Source organism: Pseudomonas tohonis (assembly GCF_012767755.2).
In the GTDB taxonomy this organism is placed as follows: Bacteria; Pseudomonadota; Gammaproteobacteria; order Pseudomonadales; family Pseudomonadaceae; genus Metapseudomonas; species Metapseudomonas tohonis.
In genome coordinates, this window is record NZ_AP023189.1 from 1,209,942 (window position 1) to 1,229,083 (window position 19,142).

The 19,142-nt window shown below is 69.0% G+C and carries 18 protein-coding genes; 10 read left to right on the forward strand and 8 right to left on the reverse strand.

Translation table 11 applies throughout. From position 1 onward, the window contains the following. Positions 1-34: 34 nt before the first annotated feature. Complete coding sequence (mscL, locus tag HSX14_RS05620) at positions 35-457, reverse strand: large-conductance mechanosensitive channel protein MscL (RefSeq protein ID WP_173173459.1); 423 nt, start codon at positions 455-457, stop codon at positions 35-37. A 63-nt stretch (positions 458-520) separates the two neighbouring features. After that, positions 521-808, reverse strand: a complete 288-nt coding sequence (locus HSX14_RS05625; protein WP_173173458.1) for a DUF1272 domain-containing protein — start codon at positions 806-808, stop codon at positions 521-523. Positions 809-963: 155 nt separating this feature from the next. Between HSX14_RS05625 and HSX14_RS05630 the strand changes: the two genes are divergently transcribed. The 3 genes from HSX14_RS05630 to radA all read left to right on the forward strand — a co-directional run bounded on the left by HSX14_RS05630 (position 964) and on the right by radA (position 2,993). After that, on the forward strand, positions 964-1,203 hold the full coding sequence (locus tag HSX14_RS05630; protein ID WP_111259693.1) for an HP1242/YdcH family protein: 240 nt from the start codon (positions 964-966) through the stop codon (positions 1,201-1,203). A 103-nt stretch (positions 1,204-1,306) separates the two neighbouring features. Beyond that, positions 1,307-1,588: a DUF465 domain-containing protein gene (locus HSX14_RS05635; protein ID WP_111259694.1), complete on the forward strand. Its 282-nt coding sequence runs from the start codon at positions 1,307-1,309 to the stop codon at positions 1,586-1,588. Between the two features lie 43 nt (positions 1,589-1,631). Next, the gene (gene radA / locus HSX14_RS05640) at positions 1,632-2,993 is read left to right on the forward strand and encodes a DNA repair protein RadA (RefSeq protein WP_173173456.1); all 1,362 of its coding nucleotides are present in this window, start codon (positions 1,632-1,634) and stop codon (positions 2,991-2,993) included. Positions 2,994-2,996: 3 nt separating this feature from the next. Here radA and HSX14_RS05645 read toward each other — a convergent pair whose 3' ends face one another. The 3 genes from HSX14_RS05645 to HSX14_RS05655 are packed head-to-tail and all read right to left on the reverse strand — an operon-like array spanning position 2,997 to position 6,785. After that, positions 2,997-3,365, reverse strand: coding sequence for a PilZ domain-containing protein (locus tag HSX14_RS05645; protein ID WP_173173454.1), 369 nt, complete (start codon positions 3,363-3,365; stop codon positions 2,997-2,999). Positions 3,366-3,418: 53 nt separating this feature from the next. Next, on the reverse strand, positions 3,419-5,590 hold the full coding sequence (locus HSX14_RS05650; protein ID WP_173173452.1) for a tetratricopeptide repeat protein: 2,172 nt from the start codon (positions 5,588-5,590) through the stop codon (positions 3,419-3,421). After that, positions 5,577-6,785: a DUF3142 domain-containing protein gene (locus tag HSX14_RS05655; RefSeq protein ID WP_173173450.1), complete on the reverse strand. Its 1,209-nt coding sequence runs from the start codon at positions 6,783-6,785 to the stop codon at positions 5,577-5,579. The genes HSX14_RS05650 and HSX14_RS05655 overlap by 14 nt, the downstream gene beginning before the upstream one ends. 220 nt (positions 6,786-7,005) lie before the next feature. Between HSX14_RS05655 and HSX14_RS05660 the strand changes: the two genes are divergently transcribed. From HSX14_RS05660 to HSX14_RS05690, 7 genes are all read left to right on the forward strand, one after another. Further along, positions 7,006-7,512: a DUF3015 domain-containing protein gene (locus tag HSX14_RS05660; RefSeq protein ID WP_111259699.1), complete on the forward strand. Its 507-nt coding sequence runs from the start codon at positions 7,006-7,008 to the stop codon at positions 7,510-7,512. Between the two features lie 356 nt (positions 7,513-7,868). Beyond that, positions 7,869-9,935, forward strand: a complete 2,067-nt coding sequence (locus HSX14_RS05665) for a carbon starvation CstA family protein (RefSeq protein WP_173173448.1) — start codon at positions 7,869-7,871, stop codon at positions 9,933-9,935. 13 nt (positions 9,936-9,948) lie between these two features. Further along, complete coding sequence (locus HSX14_RS05670; protein ID WP_021218787.1) at positions 9,949-10,152, forward strand: YbdD/YjiX family protein; 204 nt, start codon at positions 9,949-9,951, stop codon at positions 10,150-10,152. Between the two features lie 162 nt (positions 10,153-10,314). Beyond that, positions 10,315-11,289, forward strand: a complete 975-nt coding sequence (gene yjiA, locus HSX14_RS05675; protein ID WP_173173446.1) for a GTPase — start codon at positions 10,315-10,317, stop codon at positions 11,287-11,289. An 89-nt stretch (positions 11,290-11,378) separates the two neighbouring features. Then, positions 11,379-11,894, forward strand: a complete 516-nt coding sequence (locus tag HSX14_RS05680) for a sigma-70 family RNA polymerase sigma factor (protein ID WP_173173444.1) — start codon at positions 11,379-11,381, stop codon at positions 11,892-11,894. Beyond that, the gene (locus HSX14_RS05685) at positions 11,891-12,838 is read left to right on the forward strand and encodes a FecR domain-containing protein (RefSeq protein WP_173173442.1); all 948 of its coding nucleotides are present in this window, start codon (positions 11,891-11,893) and stop codon (positions 12,836-12,838) included. The genes HSX14_RS05680 and HSX14_RS05685 overlap by 4 nt, the downstream gene beginning before the upstream one ends. Before the next feature lie 65 nt (positions 12,839-12,903). Further along, positions 12,904-15,291 carry a TonB-dependent receptor gene (locus HSX14_RS05690; protein WP_173173440.1) on the forward strand — a complete coding sequence of 796 codons (2,388 nt, stop codon included), beginning with the start codon at positions 12,904-12,906 and terminating at the stop codon, positions 15,289-15,291. 366 nt (positions 15,292-15,657) lie between these two features. On the opposite strand, the gene glyA is transcribed toward HSX14_RS05690, so the two are convergent. The 3 genes from glyA to HSX14_RS05705 all read right to left on the reverse strand — a co-directional run bounded on the left by glyA (position 15,658) and on the right by HSX14_RS05705 (position 18,892). Continuing rightward, the gene (glyA, locus tag HSX14_RS05695; RefSeq protein WP_173173438.1) at positions 15,658-16,911 is read right to left on the reverse strand and encodes a serine hydroxymethyltransferase; all 1,254 of its coding nucleotides are present in this window, start codon (positions 16,909-16,911) and stop codon (positions 15,658-15,660) included. A gap of 100 nt (positions 16,912-17,011) precedes the next feature. Beyond that, on the reverse strand, positions 17,012-17,464 hold the full coding sequence (locus HSX14_RS05700; protein WP_173173436.1) for a hypothetical protein: 453 nt from the start codon (positions 17,462-17,464) through the stop codon (positions 17,012-17,014). 15 nt (positions 17,465-17,479) lie between these two features. Further along, entirely contained in the window at positions 17,480-18,892 is a 1,413-nt protein-coding gene (locus HSX14_RS05705) for a tetratricopeptide repeat protein (protein WP_173173434.1), read from the reverse strand. Positions 18,893-19,142: the final 250 nt, after the last annotated feature.

Here is a 19,142-nt window from a genome sequence, read left to right on the forward strand (position 1 = left end):
CCCCAGGGCGCCGTTCTTCATGGCAGCAGTCCGTTCAGGGCTGCTGCTTGTCCTGCTGCTGCGACTTGAGCAGGTCGCGGATCTCGGTCAGCAGCACTTCCTCCGGCGTCGGTGCCGGCGGGACGGAAGGGGCCACGGCCTCTTCGCGCTTGAGTTTGTTGATGGCCTTCACGCCCATGAAGATGGCGAAGGCGACGATGATGAAGTCCAGCACCGTCTGGATGAACTTGCCGTAGCTCAGCACCACTGCCGGCACGTCGCCCTGGGCGGCCTTGAGGGTGATGGCCAGGTCGGTGAAGTCGACACCGCCGATCAGCAGGCCGATCGGCGGCATGATCACGTCACCGACGAAGGACGAGACGATCTTGCCGAAGGCCGCGCCGACGATGATGCCCACCGCCATGTCGACCACATTGCCCTTCACTGCGAAGGCTTTGAATTCGTTCAGAAGGCTCATGTACCGCTCCCCGGGTTCTGGTTATGGGCTGAAAGTGTAACCGAGTGTTCTGACCGCGCCATCTCAGCGATGTTGCGGTTCCACATGGCGGTAGAGGCGGCAGAAGTCACCGTGGACGCTCGTGTCGACGGGCTTTTCCACCTTCACGCCGGTGGCCGGGTAGCGGGCCAGCAGGACCTTCGGGCGCACCGGGCGCGGGTAGAAGCCGCCGCCGCAGTTGGGGCAGACGTTCTCCAGGCGCTGTGCGCAGGCGGCGCAGAAGGTGCACTCGAACGAGCAGATGCGTGCATCGGTGCTCGAAGGGGGCAGGGGACGGGAACAGGCTTCGCAGCTAGGGCGCAGCTCCAGCATCGGGGTTCTCCTCGGTCAGGCGCACAATCCTAGAACTTCCCGTGGTCGGCGCACAGCCACGAGTGTTCACTGAACACGCCATCGGGCCGCCCGGCACCAACAACGGCCCCGCTTGGTCTAGCCTCAAGGAAGTTTCCGGAGAGAGGAGCCCGACCATGCCGCTCGAACATCACCCCCTCAATCGCGAGTTCCCCGAATATCGCGACACGATGCAGGAGATGCTGCAACACAACGTGCATTTTTCCCGCCTGGCGCAGGAATACCAGCGCCTCGATGCACGCATCTATGAAGTGGAGGACGGCAAGCACGCCCTCGACGACCTCGCCCTGCACAGCCTGAAGATGCAGCGGGTGGCGCTGAAGGACGAGATCGCCCAGTTGCTCAAGAACCACTAGGGATTCGTTCCCGGTAGCCGGCGAGGCGGCTTGATCGGCGTCAACGCGGGGGAGGTCGGCGCTGGGTAGTCTGGCGCCCATTTCCCCTTCCGGAGCCGTCGCCATGACCGTCTACGACACCCTTCCCAGCACCGCCCCCGAGCGTGACCGCAAGGCCCTTTACGAGGCGCGCCGCGCCGAGGAGCGCATCGCCCGCCTGCGCGAGCAGTACGAGCTTCTGGAGAAGCGCATCGGTCGCATCGAGCAGGGCAGCGAGCCGCTGGACGGCTCCAGCCTCCAGGCCCTGCGCATGCGCCGTGACGGCCTGCTGCAGAACCTGCAGGCGCTCAAGGCGCCGGAGCGCAAGGAAGGCTGCTGCGGCTGCGGGCGCGCCTGCGGGGGTTGATCCGCTATCATGCGGGCTTCGTTTTTTCTGACGGAGTCCGCTGATGGCCAAGGCCAAGCGCATGTACGGCTGCACCGAGTGCGGCTCGACCTTCCCCAAATGGGCCGGCCAATGCGGTGACTGCGGGGCCTGGAACACCCTGGTGGAAACCGTGATCGACGGCGCCGCACCGCCCAGCGGGCGCGCCGGCTGGGCCGGCGGGCAGGCGCAGATCAAGACCCTGGCCGAGGTCAGCGTCGAGGAGATGCCACGTTTCTCCACCGCCTCCGCCGAGCTGGATCGCGTGCTCGGTGGCGGCCTGGTCGACGGCTCGGTGGTGCTGATCGGCGGCGATCCGGGCATCGGCAAGTCCACCATCCTCCTGCAGACCCTGTGCAACATCGCCTCGCGCTTCCCCGCGCTCTACGTCACCGGTGAGGAATCCCAGCAGCAGGTCGCCATGCGCGCCCGTCGCCTCGGGCTGCCCGAGGACAAGCTCAAGGTGATGACCGAGACCTGCATCGAAAGCATCATCGCCACCGCTCGGGTCGAGAAGCCCAAGGTGATGGTGATCGACTCCATCCAGACCATCTTCACCGAGCAGCTGCAGTCCGCCCCCGGCGGCGTGGCCCAGGTGCGCGAGAGCGCGGCGCTGCTGGTGCGCTACGCCAAGCAGAGCGGCACGGCGATCTTCCTGGTCGGCCACGTGACCAAGGAGGGCGCCCTGGCGGGGCCGCGCGTGCTGGAGCACATGGTCGACACGGTGCTGTATTTCGAGGGTGAGTCCGACGGCCGCCTGCGCCTGCTGCGGGCGGTGAAGAACCGCTTCGGCGCGGTCAACGAACTGGGCGTGTTCGGCATGACCGACAAGGGCCTCAAGGAGGTTTCCAACCCCTCGGCGATCTTCCTCACCCGCGCCCAGGAAGCGGTGCCCGGCAGCGTGGTCATGGCCACCTGGGAAGGCTCGCGGCCGATGCTGGTGGAGGTGCAGGCCCTGGTGGACACCAGCCACCTGGCCAACCCGCGCCGCGTGACCCTGGGCCTGGACCAGAACCGCCTGGCGATGCTGCTGGCGGTGCTGCACCGCCATGGCGGCATTCCCACCCACGACCAGGACGTGTTCCTCAACGTGGTGGGCGGGGTCAAGGTGCTGGAGACGGCCTCCGACCTGGCGCTGATCGCGGCGATCATGTCGAGCCTGCGCAACCGGCCGCTGGAGCATGACCTGCTGGTGTTCGGCGAAGTGGGGCTGTCGGGCGAGGTGCGCCCGGTGCCCAGCGGCCAGGAGCGTTTGAAGGAGGCGGGCAAGCACGGCTTCAAGCGGGCCATCGTGCCCAAGGGCAACGCCCCGAAGGAGGCGCCGCCCGGGTTGCGGGTGGTCGCGGTGACACGCCTGGAGCAGGCGCTGGACGCGTTGTTCGAGTAGCGGCTACTTCTCCACCAGGGCGGCGAGGTCGCGCTCCAGCAGGCCTTCGTCGCCCAGGTTGAGTTCCACCAGGCGGCGCAGGTGGGCGATGGAATCCAGGTCGATGTGCTGGCAGACGAAGCCCAGCTGGTCCTTCTGGACGCGGGTCAGCACGACTTCCATGCGCACCTGGGTGTCGCCGCTGAGGCGGACGGTGGCGAGGAACGGCTGGTCCGGATCGCCGTTCCAGTTGCTCGGGCGTTCCACCAGCAGGCCCTTCAGGGAAATGTCCTGCAGCTCGACGTTCCAGCGACGCTCGTCCTGGGCGATCTCTGTGGCGGCATCGAACGCGATGCGGTGGAAGCGTCGGCGCTCGTTGTCTGTGTCACTCATGGCGTGGCTCCTGCTCAATTCACACAACTATAGACAAGGCTCGGGGCTGCCGCTCATCGGGAACGGCGGCGCCACAGCCAGGCTCCGGCGGCACCCAGCAACAGCGCGGCGCCGGCGACGAGGCCGTACCTGATGGAGTAGAACCCGTCGCGCACGGCCTGTTCACGTTCTTCCCACAGGCGGCCGTGGGCGCTCTGGAAGTCCGGCTCCTCGCAGTTCATGCCGAAGTTGCCGGCCCATTCCACGAAGGGGCCGTGCTCGACGTAGCGCCGGTAGATGGCCTGGGCACGGCCGAGGTCGGTGTACTGGATCCAGCCGCTGCCCTTGCACAGCACGGCGGCGAAGGCCTGGCTGGTGTGGGGCAGGTCGTCGGCGGCGCGTTCGGTGAGGTCGGCGGCGACCCAGCGGTAGTGGTAGCGCGCGTTGGGTTGCGCCATATGGGCGTTCTGTCGCTGCACCTCGCCCTCTGACAACAGGCCCTCCGCCTTCAGCGGGCCGACCTGGGTAAGGGCGAAGTAGCCGCCCAGCGCATGGAAGTCCGGTGACACCTCGTAGCCCAGCAGCTCCATGCCCTGCCAGCGGGCCAGGCGCGCGGCGGCGTAGTAGGCCTCTGCGCGGCCGATGCCGGTCCAGCGGCTCTGCGCCTGCTCGCGGGCCTGGCCGTATTCACGGGCAGCGGCGCGCAGTTCGTCGCTCTCGAAGTAGGCCGGGGCTTCGTCGTAGCGGCCTTCGCGCAGCAGGCGACGGCCCAGCAGCTCGCGCAGGGAGGCGGCCACCGGGCGTGGGCGGTAGGCGTCGCGGTCTTCCTGGGTCTGTGCCGGCGGCGCGTCCACCTTGGCGTCCACGTAGTCCTTGAGCTCATCGAGGGTGAGCACGCGCTCGGCCACGGCGGCGGCGTCCATCCAGTAGATATCGCCGCTGCGGTAGAGGTTGTCGAAAGCCTCCAGGTAGTCACCGCGCTGCAACGCGAGGATGGCGCTCTCGCCCTCCACCCGGCAGCGCGGCTTGACGGTTTCCCATTCCCAGTTCTCGGTGCGCCGGGCACCCCATTGCTCGTCCTCGGGGAAGGCCCTGGCGGCGCGGGCATAGGCTTCGGTGGCGCGCGGGGTGTCGCCGGCGCGCATGGCCAGCTTGGCCCTCAGCCACCAGGCGAGGCCGCTGTCGCCGGCCTTCGCCAGGAAGCGCTCGGCGTTGTCGTAGCGGCCGAAGCGATAGGAGAGTGCGGCGAGGCGGTCGGCGTTGGGCAGCTCGGCGGCGTCGAGGGCCATCAGCAGTTCGGCCAGGTGCTGCTCGCCGCTGGGCTGGTCGTCGTAGAACCAGCCGATCCGGGTGACCAGGCGCGCCGTCAGCAGTTGCTGGACCTCGGGCACCGCCAGCAGCGGCACCAGTTGCTCATCGGGCATGCGCGAAAGCTCCCCGCTCAACTGGCGCAGGGAGCTGTAGCCGGTGTTGGAGTGCAGGGCGGCCTGGCTGGCGTAGAGGCGGATCGCCTCGCCCCAGTCGCCGGCGTCCCTGGCCAGCAGGGCTTCCTCGCCCAGGCTGGCGGCGGCCAGTTCCAGCGGGTCGGCGAAGCCCTCGACGGCCAGCTTGCGGGTGAGGCGGAAGGCTTCCTTCGCGGCTTCGGCGTTGGCGTGCAGGCGCTGGGTGACGTCCTCGTCGCTGAGCACCTCGTCGCTGGCGGGCAGGGCGCGGCTGCTGGCGGCCAGGGTGCGGCCCATGGAGTACGCGGCCCAGGTGCTGCGGGTACGACGCTCGGCTTCGGGCAGTGCGAGGACGCGGCGGAAGTAGTCGACGGCCAGCGGGGCGTCGCTGCGAAAGGCCACGGCGCCGGCGGTGTAGAGGCGGATCTCGGCGGGCAGGTCCATGCCCTGGGCCTCGGCCTGCTGGGCATCGTCGAGGGCGCGCAGGGCCTGCACGCGCTTCCAGGCCGCCTCGCCCAGTTCGCTCTGCTCGCGCTCGTCGCGCTGCTGCAGGTAGCTGCTGTTGTCCTCTTCCCAGCGTGGCACCAGGCTGGCCTCGGTGACCGGCTTGAGTCCGGGAATGGGCGGGGCCAGGCGGGTGATCTCGAAGGCGAAGTTGCCCTCGGGCAGCTCGGCCAGGCTGTTGGCCCGGTCGTCCAGCAGGCGCATCGAGAAGTCGGGGCCGCAGGCCAGGGCGCTGCCGAGCGGCAGGGCGAGGGCGATGGCCAGGGCCAGGCGGGCGGGCCGCCGTTCAGGGGCGTACATGGATTCCTCCTTGATCGAGTTCGGAGCAGCGGGCCCAGCCCAGGGCGCGGCGTTGGCCGGCGGCGAGGTCGGCGCGGGCCTGGCGTTCCAGCACCAGGCCCGTGTTGCTGCGTTGCATGCGGTAGCCGGGCAGGGCGTCGAAGGCCTGGCAGTCGCGGGCGGTGATCTCCACCCGGCCCGGCAGCGGCGCGGGGATATTGCCCGCGTTGGTGAGGCTGAATTCGTGCAGGGAGCCCGGGTTGGCCGGCTGCCCGACGGTGACCCGGAGCTCGGCGGCCAGGGGCTCGCCCAGGGCGACCGCGCGCAAGGTGGCGTAGGGCCAGGCGCGCCTGTCGCCGGCCAGCGGCAGGCGGAACCAGATGAGCCCGGCCAGGTGTTCGGGGCGATCCCGGCGCAGCGTGTCCAGCAGCCCGGCGACCTGGCGCGGGTCGGCGCTGAGCTCGCGGCGCTCGCCGGCCAGGCCCAGCGGCGCCTCGCTTTCCACCTGGGCGCCGCCGGTGCCGGCGATCAGGCCGGCGCCGTAGGCGGGCAGGGCGAGGAGGAAGGGGCGGTCGCTGCGTTCGCTCCAGCGGCGGGCCCAGTCCAGGGCCTTGTCGGCGTCGAACAACCCCTGCTCGGGCGCACTGACGCCATGGACCTGCAGCGCGCTGCCGTCCACCTGGGCCAGCAGCGCGTCGAGGTCGGGGCTGGAAAGCCAGGCGGGCAGGGCGGTGATGCCCAGGTGCATGCCGGCCGGCAGGGCCTGGCGCAGCTCGGCGAGGAAGCGGGTGTAGCCGGGCAGGCGCGCGCTGGCGCAGTCGTGGTCGATCTCCAGCGCTTGCGGGGCCAGGCCGGCGGCCTTCCACTCGGCGAGCAGCGCGGTGATCTCCTCGCGTGCCCGTTGCGCGTCCAGCTGCGGCAGCTGGCCGTCGAGGCGCACCACCGCCACCAACGGGCGGCCATCGCGGCGCAGCAGGGCGCTGTCCACCTTCACGCGGGACCACCCGGCGCCCGGGTGCGCCTGCAGGGCGAGCACGCGCAGGGTGGAGAAGTCGTGGCGGCTGCGGGCCAGGGCGTCGGCATGGGCGGGCAGCCATTGGCGCTGCCAGATATAGAGCTGCTGGTCGAGAGGCGGTGACACCGCTTCGCGGCAACCGGCGGCCAGGGCGAGGAGACAGAGGAGGGCCGCGATCCTGCGGCGGGGAAGGCCGTACATGGTCGTCATCGGGGAAGGGCTGGGCGCCGGGGCCCGTTCGCGGCGGATTAGACTCCCAATCCCGATGCCCGGCAAGGGGCGCGCGTCAACCCGTTCACATCCGTGCAAGCGGCGTCACCATTGGGTGGTGCGTCGGTCCGTTGCGGTTTGACAGTTCGCCAAGTGTCGCCAAAGCTGCTTAGGCGATTTAACCCCTTTGTTGATTTCTGGAGTGCAGCTAATGGACAACCGACTGCTGGTCAAAGGCTTGATTGTGGGACTTCTGAGCGTGGGGAGCGTGGCGGCACATGCCGACGCTGCCGGTGGCAACGGATGCGGCTGGGGCAACATGCTCTTCGACGGCCAGCGAGGCTTCGCCCCGCACTTCCTGGCAACCACCACCAACGGCACCTCGGGTAACGCCACCTTCGGCATGACCTCCGGCACCAACGGCTGCGACGTGAACGCCAAGATCGGCTACGGCGGCCGCTCGATGCTGGCCATGAACGGCATGCTCGACAACATCGCCGAGGACATGGCCCAGGGCCAGGGCGAGGCGCTGGACGCCTACGCGACCCTGCTGGGGGTCGAGCAATCCGACCGCGCGCACTTCGCCAAGGTCGCCCAGGAGAACTTCTCCACCATCTTCTCCGCCCCGGACGTGACCGGTGAGCAGGTACTGGCCAACACCCTGGAAGTGATGAGCCGTGACCAGCAGCTGGCGCGCTACGCCAAGCAGCCGGCCTGATCGGCAGCGGTAACGAGGAAGCCGGGCGATGCCCGGCTTTTTCATGCCCGTCGATCGAGACGGACATCGGCCACGCTTTTTTGTAGGGGCGAATTGATTGGCCAAGCGGTGCGCAGCACCGCCGCCCTTGTGGGAGCGAATTCATTCGCGATCGGACCTCCGCCGACCATTGGCGCAGAGGGGAGAACACCGCGAGACCCATCATGGAAAGACGCATCCTTCGGCTTGCATGCGGCGCTTTCCGACTGCTCTGGTGACAGCGGCCGAAGGCTCTAGACCAAGGTCTGACTTCAGTTTCGCCGGGGAGCGGCTAAGCTTGTGCGGCAGCTTGTCTGTCTATCCATTCGGAGTTCCCTATGAACAATAACAATAGCGTCACGCGCCACCTGCCCTGGGCAGTGCTGGCGGTGGTCGGCGCATGTGCCTTGGGTGTAGTCGCGCTACGCCGCGGTGAGGCGATCAACGCCTTGTGGATCGTGGTCGCGGCCGTTGCCCTCTACCTCGTCGCCTACCGCTACTACAGCCTGTTCATCGCCACCAAGGTGATGCAGCTGGACCCGACCCGCGCGACTCCCGCGCTGCTCAACAACGACGGCCTGGACTACGTCCCGACCAACAAGCACATCCTCTTCGGCCACCACTTCGCCGCCATCGCCGGCGCCGGCCCGCTGGTGGGTCCGGTGCTCGCGGCGCAGATGGGCTACCTGCCCGGCACGCTCTGGCTGATCGCAGGGGTGGTGCTGGCCGGTGCGGTGCAGGACTTCATGGTCTTGTTCATCTCCACCCGCCGCAACGGCCGTTCCCTGGGCGAGCTGGTGCGCGAGGAGATGGGCCAGATCCCCGGCACCATCGCGCTGTTCGGCGCCTTCCTGATCATGATCATCATCCTCGCGGTGCTCTCGCTGATCGTGGTCAAGGCCCTGGCCGAGAGCCCCTGGGGCATGTTCACCGTGATGGCGACCATTCCCATCGCGATGTTCATGGGCATCTACATGCGCTACATCCGCCCGGGCCGCATCGGCGAGATCTCGCTGGTGGGCGTGGTGCTGCTGCTGTTGTCGATCTGGCTGGGTGGCCAGGTCGCCGCCGATCCGGTCTGGGGGCCGGCCTTCACCTTCACCGGCGTGCAGATCACCTGGATGCTGATCGGCTACGGATTCGTCGCCGCCGTGCTGCCCGTGTGGCTGGTGCTGGCGCCGCGCGACTACCTGTCGACCTTCCTCAAGATCGGCACCATCATCGCCCTGGCCATCGGCATCCTGGTGACCATGCCCGAGCTGAAGATGCCGGCGCTGACCCAGTTCGTCGACGGCACCGGTCCGGTGTGGAAGGGCGGCCTGTTCCCCTTCCTGTTCATCACCATCGCCTGTGGCGCGGTGTCCGGCTTCCACGCGCTGATCAGCTCCGGCACCACGCCCAAGCTGCTGGCCAACGAGTCCCACGCCCGCTACATCGGCTACGGCGGCATGCTGATGGAATCCTTCGTCGCCATCATGGCCATGGTCGCCGCCTCGGTGATCGAGCCGGGCGTGTACTTCGCCATGAACAGCCCGCCGGCCGTGGTCGGCACCGACGTCACCGCCGTGGCGGCCGCCGTCAGCAACTGGGGCTTCACCATCACCCCGGAAGTGCTGGAAGCCACCGCCCGTGACATCGGCGAGCACACCATCCTGGCCCGTGCCGGTGGTGCGCCGACCCTCGCCGTGGGCATCGCGCAGATCCTCCACCAGGTGCTGCCGGGCGAGAACACCATGGCGTTCTGGTACCACTTCGCGATCCTCTTCGAGGCCCTGTTCATCCTCACTGCGGTGGACGCCGGCACCCGCGCCGGGCGCTTCATGCTGCAGGACCTGCTGGGCAACTTCGTGCCGGCGCTGAAGCGCACCGAGTCCTGGACCGCCAACGTCATCGCCACCGCTGGTTGCGTGGCCATGTGGGGCTGGCTGCTGTACCAGGGCGTGATCGACCCGCTGGGCGGCATCAACACCCTGTGGCCGCTGTTCGGCATCTCCAACCAGATGCTCGCCGGCATCGCCCTGATGCTCGGCTGCGTGGTGCTGATCAAGATGAAGCGCCAGCGCTACGTGTGGGTGACGCTGATCCCGGCCACCTGGCTGCTGATCTGCACCACCACCGCGGGCCTGATCAAGCTGCTCGACCCGAACCCGGCGGTGGGCTTCCTCGCCCTGGCCAAGAAGTACAGCGATGCCGCGGACGCCGGCCAGATCCTGGCCCCGGCCAAGGACATGGCGCAGATGCAGCACGTGATCTTCAACGCCTACACCAACTCGACCCTGACCGTGCTCTTCCTCTTCGTGGTGCTCAGCATCCTGTTCTACGCCATCAAGGTGGGACGCGCTGCCTGGGCCAAGCCGGAGCGCACCGACAAGGAATCGCCCTTCCAGCCGATTCCGGACGCCTGAGGAGTGAACGCGCATGTTCAATGACCTGAGCCGCATGGGTAAGTACCTGGGGCAGGCCGCGCGCATGCTGGTCGGCATGCCCGACTACGACAACTACGTCGAGCACATGCGCGGCAAGCACCCGGACAAACCGGTGATGAGCTACGAGGAGTTCTTCCGCGAGCGCCAGGAGGCGCGCTATGGCGGCGGGAAAGGACGCCCCATCCGCTGCTGTTAGACTTGCTTCGCCAGGCTGCTGCGCTCGCGGCGCCTGGCGAGACAGGTTGAGGTACAACCGCGCCACGACTTGTCGTGGCGCTGTTCTTTCTGTTCAGCGAACCGCTGAAATCCCCATGACCCATTTCCCGGATGGGTCTCCGCCATATCGAGGAATGCCCTGATGTCCGCACACCTCCCCATCCCCGTCACCGTGCTCAGCGGCTTTCTCGGCGCCGGCAAGACGACCCTGCTCAAGCACATCCTCAAGGCCGAGCATGGCCTGAAGATCGCGGTGATCGAGAACGAATTCAGCGAGACGCCCATCGACGGCCAACTGCTGGGCGACGAGCCGGTGCAGGTGATGACCCTGGCCAATGGCTGCGTCTGCTGCTCCATCCACGTCGAGCTGGAAAAGGCCCTGTTCCTGTTGCTGGAACGCCTGGACGCCGGCGAGCTGGCCTTCGACCGCCTGGTGATCGAGTGCACCGGCCTGGCCGACCCGGCGCCAGTGGCGCAGACCTTCTTCGCCGACGAGGAACTCTGCGAGCGCTACGTGCTGGACGGCATCATCACCCTGGTGGACGCCGTCAACGCCGAGCGCCACCTGGCCGAGACCATCGCCCAGGCCCAGGTCGGGTTCGCCGATCGCATCCTGGTGAGCAAGCGCGACCTGGTGGACGACGCCCACTTCGAGGCCCTCGGCCAGCGGCTGTCGCGGATCAACCGCCGCGCGCCTATCCGTGTCGTCGACCACGGCCGCATCGACCTGGCCGAGCTGCTCGACGTGCGTGGCTTCAACCTCAACGCCGACATCGGCCCGGCCCTGAGCCTGCGCCCGCTGACCCCGGCCGGCTCCACCGACCGCATCGCCACCCTGGTGCTGAAGAGCGAGCAGGCGCTGGACCTCGACAAGCTCAGCACCTTCATGGAGGGCCTGCTGGAAGAACACGGCAACGCCCTGCTGCGCTACAAGGGTGTGCTCGACATCGCCGGCGAGGACCGGCGCATGGTGTTCCAGGGCGTGCTGCGCCTTTACGGCTTCGACTGGGACAAGGAGTGGGCGGAGGGCGAGGCCCGCGAGAGCGTGATCGTGTTCATCGGCGACAACCTGCCGGAAGCGCGCATCCGCGCCGGCTTCGCCGAGGTGCAGGCCTGAAGGAGCGCTGCGCCCGGCAGTTGGAATGTCAGTGAAAAGTAAATAGAATCACTCGCATTTGATTCCATTTACCTTCCGGCGTGCCACCCATGAACGATGCAGTCGCGGCACCCGAACCCACCCTCAACACTCTCTATCGTGAACACCGCAGCTGGCTGGAAAGCTGGTTGCGGCGCCGCCTGGGCAACGCCTGGGATGCCGCCGACCTGACCCAGGACACCTTCGTCCGCGTCCTCGCCGCCCACCAGGACAAGCCGCTGCCGCGCCTGCAGGAGCCCCGTGCCTACCTGCTCACCGTCGGCAAGCGCCTGCTCATCAACCACCACCAGCGGCGCAGCCTGGAGCGCGCCTACCTGGACGCCCTCGCCAGCCTGCCGGAGGAGCAGGTGCCCTCGCCCGAGCAGCGCTGGCTGCTGCTGGAGACCCTGCAGGCGCTGGACGAGCTGCTCGACGGCCTGCCGCTGGCGGTGCGCCGGGCTTTCCTCTGGGCGCAGCTCGAAGGCCTCGACTACGCCAGCATCGCCCGGCGCCTGGAGGTGTCCGAACGCACGGTGAAGCGCTACATGGCCAAGGCCTACGAACACTGCCTGCTGGTGGAGCTGTGAGCGGCCAGCCATCGCCCCTGGCACGCCAGGTCGCGCGGGAAGCGGCGCACTGGCTGACCCTGCTGGAGTCCGGCGGCGCCCGCGAGGCCGACCATGCCGAGCTGCAACGCTGGCGAGCCCGCAGCAGTGACCACGAGCAGGCCTGGCAGAAGGCCCAGGCGTTGCGCCAGCGCTTCGCCCAGCTTCCCGGCGCCCTGGCCCTGGCCAGCCTCGACCGGCCGGACCTCGCGCGGCGCAAGAGCCTCAAGCGCCTGCTCACCCTCGGTGCCCTGGCTCCCGCCGGCTGGCTCGCCTGGCGGCAGATGCCCATCGCCAACTGGAGCGCCGACCTGCGCACCGCCACCGGCGAGCGTCGTTCGCTGGAGCTGCCCGACGGCACGCGGCTGCAGCTCAATACCGCCAGTGCGGTGAACCTCGACTTCGAGGAGGGCCGCCGTCGGCTCGCCCTGGTCGAAGGCGAGATCGCCGTGGACGGCGCGGGCGACCTGCGGGTGAGGACCCGCGACGGGCGCCTGCTGGCCTCCGGGGCGCGCTTCTGCGTGCGCCAGTTCGACCACGGCTGCCTGGTCTCGGTGGCGCGTGGCACGGTGCGGCTGGAGCCCGCCCAAGGCGGCCCGGTCACCCTGCAGGCAGGCCAGCGCGCCGGCATGAGTGCATCGGGCGTGGGCCGGGTGGAGGCGTTCGACACGCGCCAGCCCGACTGGCAGCAGGGGGTGCTGATCGTCGAGAACCGCGCCCTGGGCGCCGTGCTGCGTGAGCTGGATCGCTACCGCCCCGGCGTGCTGCGCTGGGACCCGGCGCTGGAGAGGCTCGCCGTGACCGGCACCTTCCGCCTGGAAGACACCGACAAGACCCTGGCGTTGCTGGCTGCCAGCCTGCCCATCGAGGTGCACTACCGCACCCGCTACTGGGTGTCGCTGGTGCCGCGGCCCCCCGTTGGCTGAAGGCTGTCCCTTTTTTCCGGCTCGCCTGTCATCACAGGCAACAGAACGAAAAAAGAGAGCCTCCGATGTCCTCGTCCCCCTCCTTCCGTCCTTTCGCGATGCCCCTGCTCCTGGCCCTGGGCTGCGCCGGCCTTGCCGCGCCCGGCTGGGCCGATGACGGCCCGCGCCGCAGCTACGAGATCCCCGCCGGCAGCCTCGGCACGGCGCTGACCCGTTTCGCCGGCGAGGCCGGCGTCAGCCTGTCCGTCGACCCGGCGCTGGTCTCAGGGCGCAGCAGCGCCGGGCTGAACGGCGACTTCGGCGTGGAAGAAGGCTTCGCCCGCCTGCTACAGGGATCCGGCCTGATGCTGCAACCGGCTGGCGAGGGCAGCTACACCCTGCTGCCGGTGCCCGAGGAGGGGAGCCGCGTGCAGCAGTTGCAACCGATCGCCATCACCGGGCAGGGCGGCGGCGCCAGCGCCGATCACTATGCCGGCGGCCAGGTCTCCCGGCGGGGCGGGCTGGGCATGCTGGGTGAGCGCGACTTCATGGAGACGCCCTTCAACCTCACCTCCTACACCCGCGAGGCGGTGAAGAACCAGCAGGCCCGTACCCTGGCCGACGTGGTCGCCAGCGACCCCTCGGTGCGCACCACCAACCCGTCGGCGGGGCGCTTCGAGCAGTTCTCCATCCGTGGCTACAGCCTCTACAACAGCGATGTCGCCTACGGCGGCCTCTACGGCGTGCTGCCGACCTACTCCATCGACATGGAGATGGCCGAGCGGGTCGACATCCTCAAGGGCCCCGGAGCCTTGCTCGGCGGCCTGGCGCCCAATGGCAGCGTTGGCGGCAGCGTCAACATCGAGCCCAAGCGCGCGGGCGACGAGCCGACCACCGAGTTCACCGCCATGCACGCCTCCTCCGGCCAACTGGGCGGGCATGTGGACATCGGCCGGCGCTTCGGCGACGACCAGCGCTTCGGCCTGCGCTTCAACGGCGTCAAGCAGTCCGGCGACACCGAGTGGGACCACCAGAGCCTGGAGCGTGATTCCGCCGTGCTCGGGCTGGACCTGCGTACCGAGCGCGTGCGCCTGTCCCTCGACCTGGGCCGCCAGGGCCGCGACGTCGACGGGCCGATGGAGCGCGTCGGCCTCAACGCCGGGGTCAAGGTGCCGGACGCCGAGGACATCCACCACAACTTCGCCCAGCCCTGGACCTACTCCCGTGCCAAGGACACCTTCGGCGCCCTGCGTGGCGAGTACGATCTGAGCGAGTCGCTGATGGTCTATGCCGCCGCCGGCGCGCGCCGGGGCGACTACGACTTCCTCCGCCACGCGGTGCAGCTGACCAACGACGCCGGGCGCTTCGTGGTCAGCCCGCGCGCCTTCCAGCGCGAGGAGGATGTACGCACCGCCACGGTCGGCCTGCGCAACTGGTTTTCCACGGGCTCGGTGGGGCACACCCTCAACCTCAGCCTCAACCGCTTCGACATGACCTTCGACAACAGCGGTGCGCGCTACGCCAATGGCGTGAGCAACCTGTTCGACCCGACGACCCTGCCGGTGCCGATCACGCCCACGGCCGCCGACAACCCGACCCACACCGAGAGCGTGCTCTCCAGCCTGGCGCTGGCCGACACCCTGAGCTTCGCCGGTGACAGCGTGCTGCTGACCCTGGGCGCGCGCCTGCAGCGGGTGGAGGTGGACAGCTCCGAACCGGGCGAACCCGACCAGCGCTATGACGAGCGCGCCACCTCGCCGGCCCTGGGCGTGGTCTGGCGTACCACCGAGGCGCTGTCGCTCTACGCCAACTACATGGAAGGCCTGACCCAGGGCCAGACCGCGCCGGAGACCGCCAACAACGCCGGCCAGGTGTTCGCGCCCTACCGCAGCAAGCAGGTGGAGGCCGGCATCAAGTACGACATGGGCAGCCTCACCAGCACCCTCAGCGTCTTTCGCATCGAGAAGCCGGCCTACTACACCGAGAACGGCTACCTGCGCCCCGACGGCGAGCAGCGCAACCAGGGCGTGGAGCTGAACCTGTTCGGCGAGCCGCTGGAGGGCGTACGCATTCTCGGCGGCGCCATGCTGCTGGACGCCGAACTGACCCGCACCGCCAATGGCACCAACGACGGCAACCGCGCGGTCGGGGCGCCGATCCTCAACGCCAACCTCGGCGTCGAGTGGGACCTGCCCCAGGTCCAGGGGCTGACCCTGACCGCGCGGGCCATCCACACCGGCGCCCAGTACCTCGACCAGGCCAACACGCAGAAGGCCGACGCCTGGCAGCGCTACGACCTGGGCGCGCGCTACGCCTTCAGCGTCGGCGAGACGGACGTCACCCTGCGCGCCAGCGTGGAGAACGTCATGGACAAGGCCTACTGGGCCTCGGCCAATGTCCCCGACGGCACCGCCACCGGCCTCACCCTCTCCACCCCGCGCACCTGGCTGGTGTCGGCGACCCTGGGGTTCTGAGGCGCGCTTTCCCGGGCTGAGGCCCGGGCTACGGGATGGAGTGTAGGGTGGGCTTCAGCCCACCATCGAAGCTGCCGGCAACACCCCCGGTGGATGGAAAAAGCGCCATCCACCCTACGCCCCGACAAACCCCGTGCCTGTGGGGGCTAACTCACTCACCAAGGGCGCGTAGAGGCCTGGAAGCCGCCGGCGCGTTGCATCCGGCAGGTGTAGGGTGGACCCCGCTTCACCGGTCCACCGTAGCGGCGCCCGGTTCGGCACTGTTGGTGGATGGAAAAGCGCCATCCACCCTACGCCTGAGGGCGTATGCGGCAGGCACAAAAAAGCCCGGCAGGTGCCGGGCTTTCTCGTTCAGCGCTCAGGCAATCAGTTGCCGTAGACCGGCAGCTTGGCGCAGATGGCCTTGACCTGTTCGCGAACGCGGTCGACCACGGACTCGTCGCCCATGTTCTCGAGGATGTCGCAGATCCAGGTGGCCAGCTCGCGGCACTCGACTTCCTTGAAGCCGCGGGTGGTCACGGCCGGGGTGCCGATGCGCAGGCCGGAGGTGACGAAGGGCGAGCGCGGGTCGTTCGGCACGCTGTTCTTGTTCACGGTGATGAAGGCGCGACCCAGGGCGGCGTCGGCATCCTTACCGGTGATGTCCTGCTTGATCAGCGACAGCAGGAACAGGTGGTTCTGGGTACCGCCGGAGACCACGTCGAAGCCACGGTCGATGAATACCTGGGCCATCGCCTGGGCGTTCTTCACCACTTGCTGCTGGTAGGTCTTGAACTCGGGCTGCAGGGCTTCCTTGAAGCACACGGCCTTGGCGGCGATCACGTGCTCCAGCGGGCCACCCTGGGCGCCCGGGAAGACGGCGGAGTTGAGCTTCTTCTCGATCTCCTCGTTCTTGCGCGCCAGGATCAGGCCACCGCGCGGGCCGCGCAGGGTCTTGTGGGTGGTGGTGGTGACCACGTCGGCGAAGGGCACCGGGTTCGGGTACACACCGGCGGCGACCAGGCCGGCCACGTGGGCCATGTCGACGAACAGGTAGGCGCCTACCTTGTCGGCGATGGCGCGGAAGCGGGCGAAGTCCAGCACCTGCGAATAGGCGGAGAAGCCGGCGACGATCATCTTCGGCTTGTGCTCGACGGCCAGGCGCTCGACTTCGTCGTAGTCGATCAGGCCGGCGTCGGTGATGCCGTACTGCACGGCGTTGTACAGCTTGCCGGAGGAGGAGACGGAGGCGCCGTGGGTCAGGTGGCCGCCGTGGGCCAGGCTCATGCCGAGGATGGTGTCGCCGGCCGACAGGAGGGCCAGGTAGACCGCGGCGTTGGCCTGGGAGCCGGCATGCGGCTGGACGTTGGCGTAGTCGGCGCCGAACAGCTCCTTGGCGCGGTCGATGGCCAGCTGCTCGACGACGTCGACGTACTCGCAACCGCCGTAGTAGCGCTTGCCCGGGTACCCCTCGGCGTACTTGTTGGTCAGTACCGAACCCTGGGCTTCCATCACCGCCGGGCTGGTGTAGTTCTCGGAGGCGATGAGCTCGATGTGCTCTTCCTGGCGCTGGGCTTCCTGCTCCATCGCGGCGAAGAGTTCGGCATCGTAGCGGGCGAGGGTCAAATCACGGCTGAACATGGCGGTCCTCTCGGGGATCGGTACGTGGAAAGGCGCGCATTCTAACTCATAGGTCGTTAGCTGACACATGAAGGTCGGTCATGCGACAGACAAGCGGCGCTCACGCGGACTCGTCATCGACTTCCTGCAGCTCGGCGAGCTTCTGGCGCAGGGTTTCGCGCTCGTGATCGAACAGCAGGGGCAGTTGTTGCCAGCTCTCGTAGAGCGGCTCCAGCCAGCAGCAGTAGCCGGAGTCGGGTCGCCGGCCTTCCAGGCGCTCGAAACAGGTGTGGATGTCCTGGGCATGGGCCGGCTCGTCGTGGGCGATGGCGGCCAGGACGCGGATGGCCGCCACCGTGGTCCAGTCGCTCGGCCCGAACAGGGCGCTGAGCAGCAGTGCGCGACGACGCGAACCTTCCCAGCCCTGATCGAGATGGGCCAGCACCTGGGCGGCGGCGCTCTGCACGCGGGTCAGCCAGACCAGCGCGGGGATCGAGCGGTCGGGCACCGTCGGCGGGTGCACCAGGGTCGCCAGCACCTGCAGCGGCTCGTCACCCGTGAGGCTGGCGGCCACCTGGCTGGCCTGGGCCTAGTTGGCGCGGGCATAGGGTCTGGCGGCGAGCCCGGCGATCAGCGCGCCGACCTTCTCGCCAGGCGGCGGCAGGGCCGGCAGCGCCTGGTCGCCCTCGTAGCGCCAGAGCAGGTGCTCGACGGGGCCGTGCGGCTGGCGCGGATCGGGCTGGGCGATGCTCTCGGCGGTGACTTCGACCTTGCAGCCGGCCAGGCCGTGGGCGGCGAGCTCCAGGGTGATGGCCAGGACGTTGCTCGGCGCCTCCAGGGACGAGGTGCGCAGGGTGATGCTGTCGCCGGGCGAGCCCTCGTAGCTGCCGTCGAGCAGGCTGTCGCGGATCGTGCGCAGGACGTTGGCGCTGGCGTCGTTGGGCTGGGGTGGCGCGCCGCTGGCGAGGAACCACAGCTGGTAGGCGCGCTCGTTGTCGGCCTTGGCGGCGTCGATCACCCGTTGCAGCAGGGTGTCGTCGCCGCTGGCGCGCCATTGGCAGTAATCCCGTGACGGCGCGGCCCAGGGATGCTCGGGGTGCAGCGCCAGGGCCTGGTCGTACCAGCTGGTCGCCTGGGCCCAGCCCTGGTTCTCCAGCCAGGTGTCGCCGGCCTCCAGGTAGGTGCTGAGCTCTTCCGGCTGCTGCTGCATGGCCTGGCTGAAGGCGAGGTCGGCCTCGGCGGGGCGGCCTTGCTGGCGCAGCACCAGGCCCCGCGCGGTCGCCTGGTGCCAATCCTGGCGGGCCTGCACCGGCCCGGCCAGTTCCAGGGCCTGGTCGAAGAGGGCGGCACGGCGCAGCAGGCCGATGTGCAGCATCGTCCATTGCGCGGTGAAGTCGTCCGCAGGGCGGATGCGCCCGGCCAGCACGGCCCAGCGCCGGGTGTTGGCGAGGTCGCGGGCGATGGCTTCGCGGGCTTCCGGGGTGCGCTGGATGACGCGGCCGAACAGGCGCATCTGCAGGTCCGCATCCAGCTGTTCCAGGCTGCCGGCCGGCTCCAGCCAATCGAGGGCCCAGGCGTCGAGGTAGTCGCTCTCGGGGGCGGCGTCGATCACCTGCAGCAGCAGGTCGACCGCTGCGGCGACCCGGCCCTCGCGGGCCATGATCCAGCTGCGCAGCGCTTCGGTCGCCGCGTAGCGTTGCTCGCCGGGCGGCAGCAGCACCGCTTCGGCCGGAGTGCCGGCACGTTGCAGGTAGCGCTCGGCCAGGGCCAGCCACGCGGGGTTGGCCGGGGCGAACCTGAGCAGTTCCGCCAGGTGCTCGGCGCCGTGGGCGAGGTTGCCCTGCTCCAGCTCGGCTTCGGTGATGAACAGCTCGAACTCGGCGGTGCCCTGGCGCAGCTCGATGCCGGGCTTCCCGGGAGCGGCTCCCGCTGCGGCGGTCGGGGCGTCTTGGGTGGTCGGGTCGGTTTCGGTATGGCGGGTGAAGCGTTTCCACCAGGACATGGCGGGCTCCTTGTCGTGTCGTGCGCCGGTCAATGGCGGGCTGGTCGGGTGGGGCGCTGGGCCGCGATCTTACGGCAAGCACCCGAGTGCAGGCCTGCCGGGGATCACGAAACCGGTCTCGGCGGCGGAGCAGTGTTCGGCATGACCTCCAATGGTGGACCGGTGAAGCGGGGGGCCACCCTACGACCGGGCTGCGGAAACAAATAAGCCCAGGTGTTGACGCTCTCCACGGATCCCCCAGGCTCTTGCA

Excerpts from the sequence above, each read along its gene's own strand:
- yjiA (WP_173173446.1), top strand. The coding sequence starts at position 10,315 with ATGTCCGCACACCTCCCCATCCCCGTCACCGTGCTCAGCGGCTTTCTC.
- HSX14_RS05630 (WP_111259693.1), top strand. The coding sequence starts at position 964 with ATGCCGCTCGAACATCACCCCCTCAATCGCGAGTTCCCCGAATATCGC.
- HSX14_RS05680 (WP_173173444.1), top strand. The coding sequence starts at position 11,379 with ATGAACGATGCAGTCGCGGCACCCGAACCCACCCTCAACACTCTCTAT.
- radA (WP_173173456.1), top strand. The coding sequence starts at position 1,632 with ATGGCCAAGGCCAAGCGCATGTACGGCTGCACCGAGTGCGGCTCGACC.
- HSX14_RS05635 (WP_111259694.1), top strand. The coding sequence starts at position 1,307 with ATGACCGTCTACGACACCCTTCCCAGCACCGCCCCCGAGCGTGACCGC.
- mscL (WP_173173459.1), bottom strand. The coding sequence starts at position 457 with ATGAGCCTTCTGAACGAATTCAAAGCCTTCGCAGTGAAGGGCAATGTG.
- HSX14_RS05645 (WP_173173454.1), bottom strand. The coding sequence starts at position 3,365 with ATGAGTGACACAGACAACGAGCGCCGACGCTTCCACCGCATCGCGTTC.
- glyA (WP_173173438.1), bottom strand. The coding sequence starts at position 16,911 with ATGTTCAGCCGTGATTTGACCCTCGCCCGCTACGATGCCGAACTCTTC.
- HSX14_RS05690 (WP_173173440.1), top strand. The coding sequence starts at position 12,904 with ATGTCCTCGTCCCCCTCCTTCCGTCCTTTCGCGATGCCCCTGCTCCTG.
- HSX14_RS05660 (WP_111259699.1), top strand. The coding sequence starts at position 7,006 with ATGGACAACCGACTGCTGGTCAAAGGCTTGATTGTGGGACTTCTGAGC.
- HSX14_RS05650 (WP_173173452.1), bottom strand. The coding sequence starts at position 5,590 with ATGTACGCCCCTGAACGGCGGCCCGCCCGCCTGGCCCTGGCCATCGCC.
- HSX14_RS05625 (WP_173173458.1), bottom strand. The coding sequence starts at position 808 with ATGCTGGAGCTGCGCCCTAGCTGCGAAGCCTGTTCCCGTCCCCTGCCC.
- HSX14_RS05705 (WP_173173434.1), bottom strand. The coding sequence starts at position 18,892 with ATGTCCTGGTGGAAACGCTTCACCCGCCATACCGAAACCGACCCGACC.
- HSX14_RS05655 (WP_173173450.1), bottom strand. The coding sequence starts at position 6,785 with ATGTACGGCCTTCCCCGCCGCAGGATCGCGGCCCTCCTCTGTCTCCTC.
- HSX14_RS05670 (WP_021218787.1), top strand. The coding sequence starts at position 9,949 with ATGTTCAATGACCTGAGCCGCATGGGTAAGTACCTGGGGCAGGCCGCG.
- HSX14_RS05665 (WP_173173448.1), top strand. The coding sequence starts at position 7,869 with ATGAACAATAACAATAGCGTCACGCGCCACCTGCCCTGGGCAGTGCTG.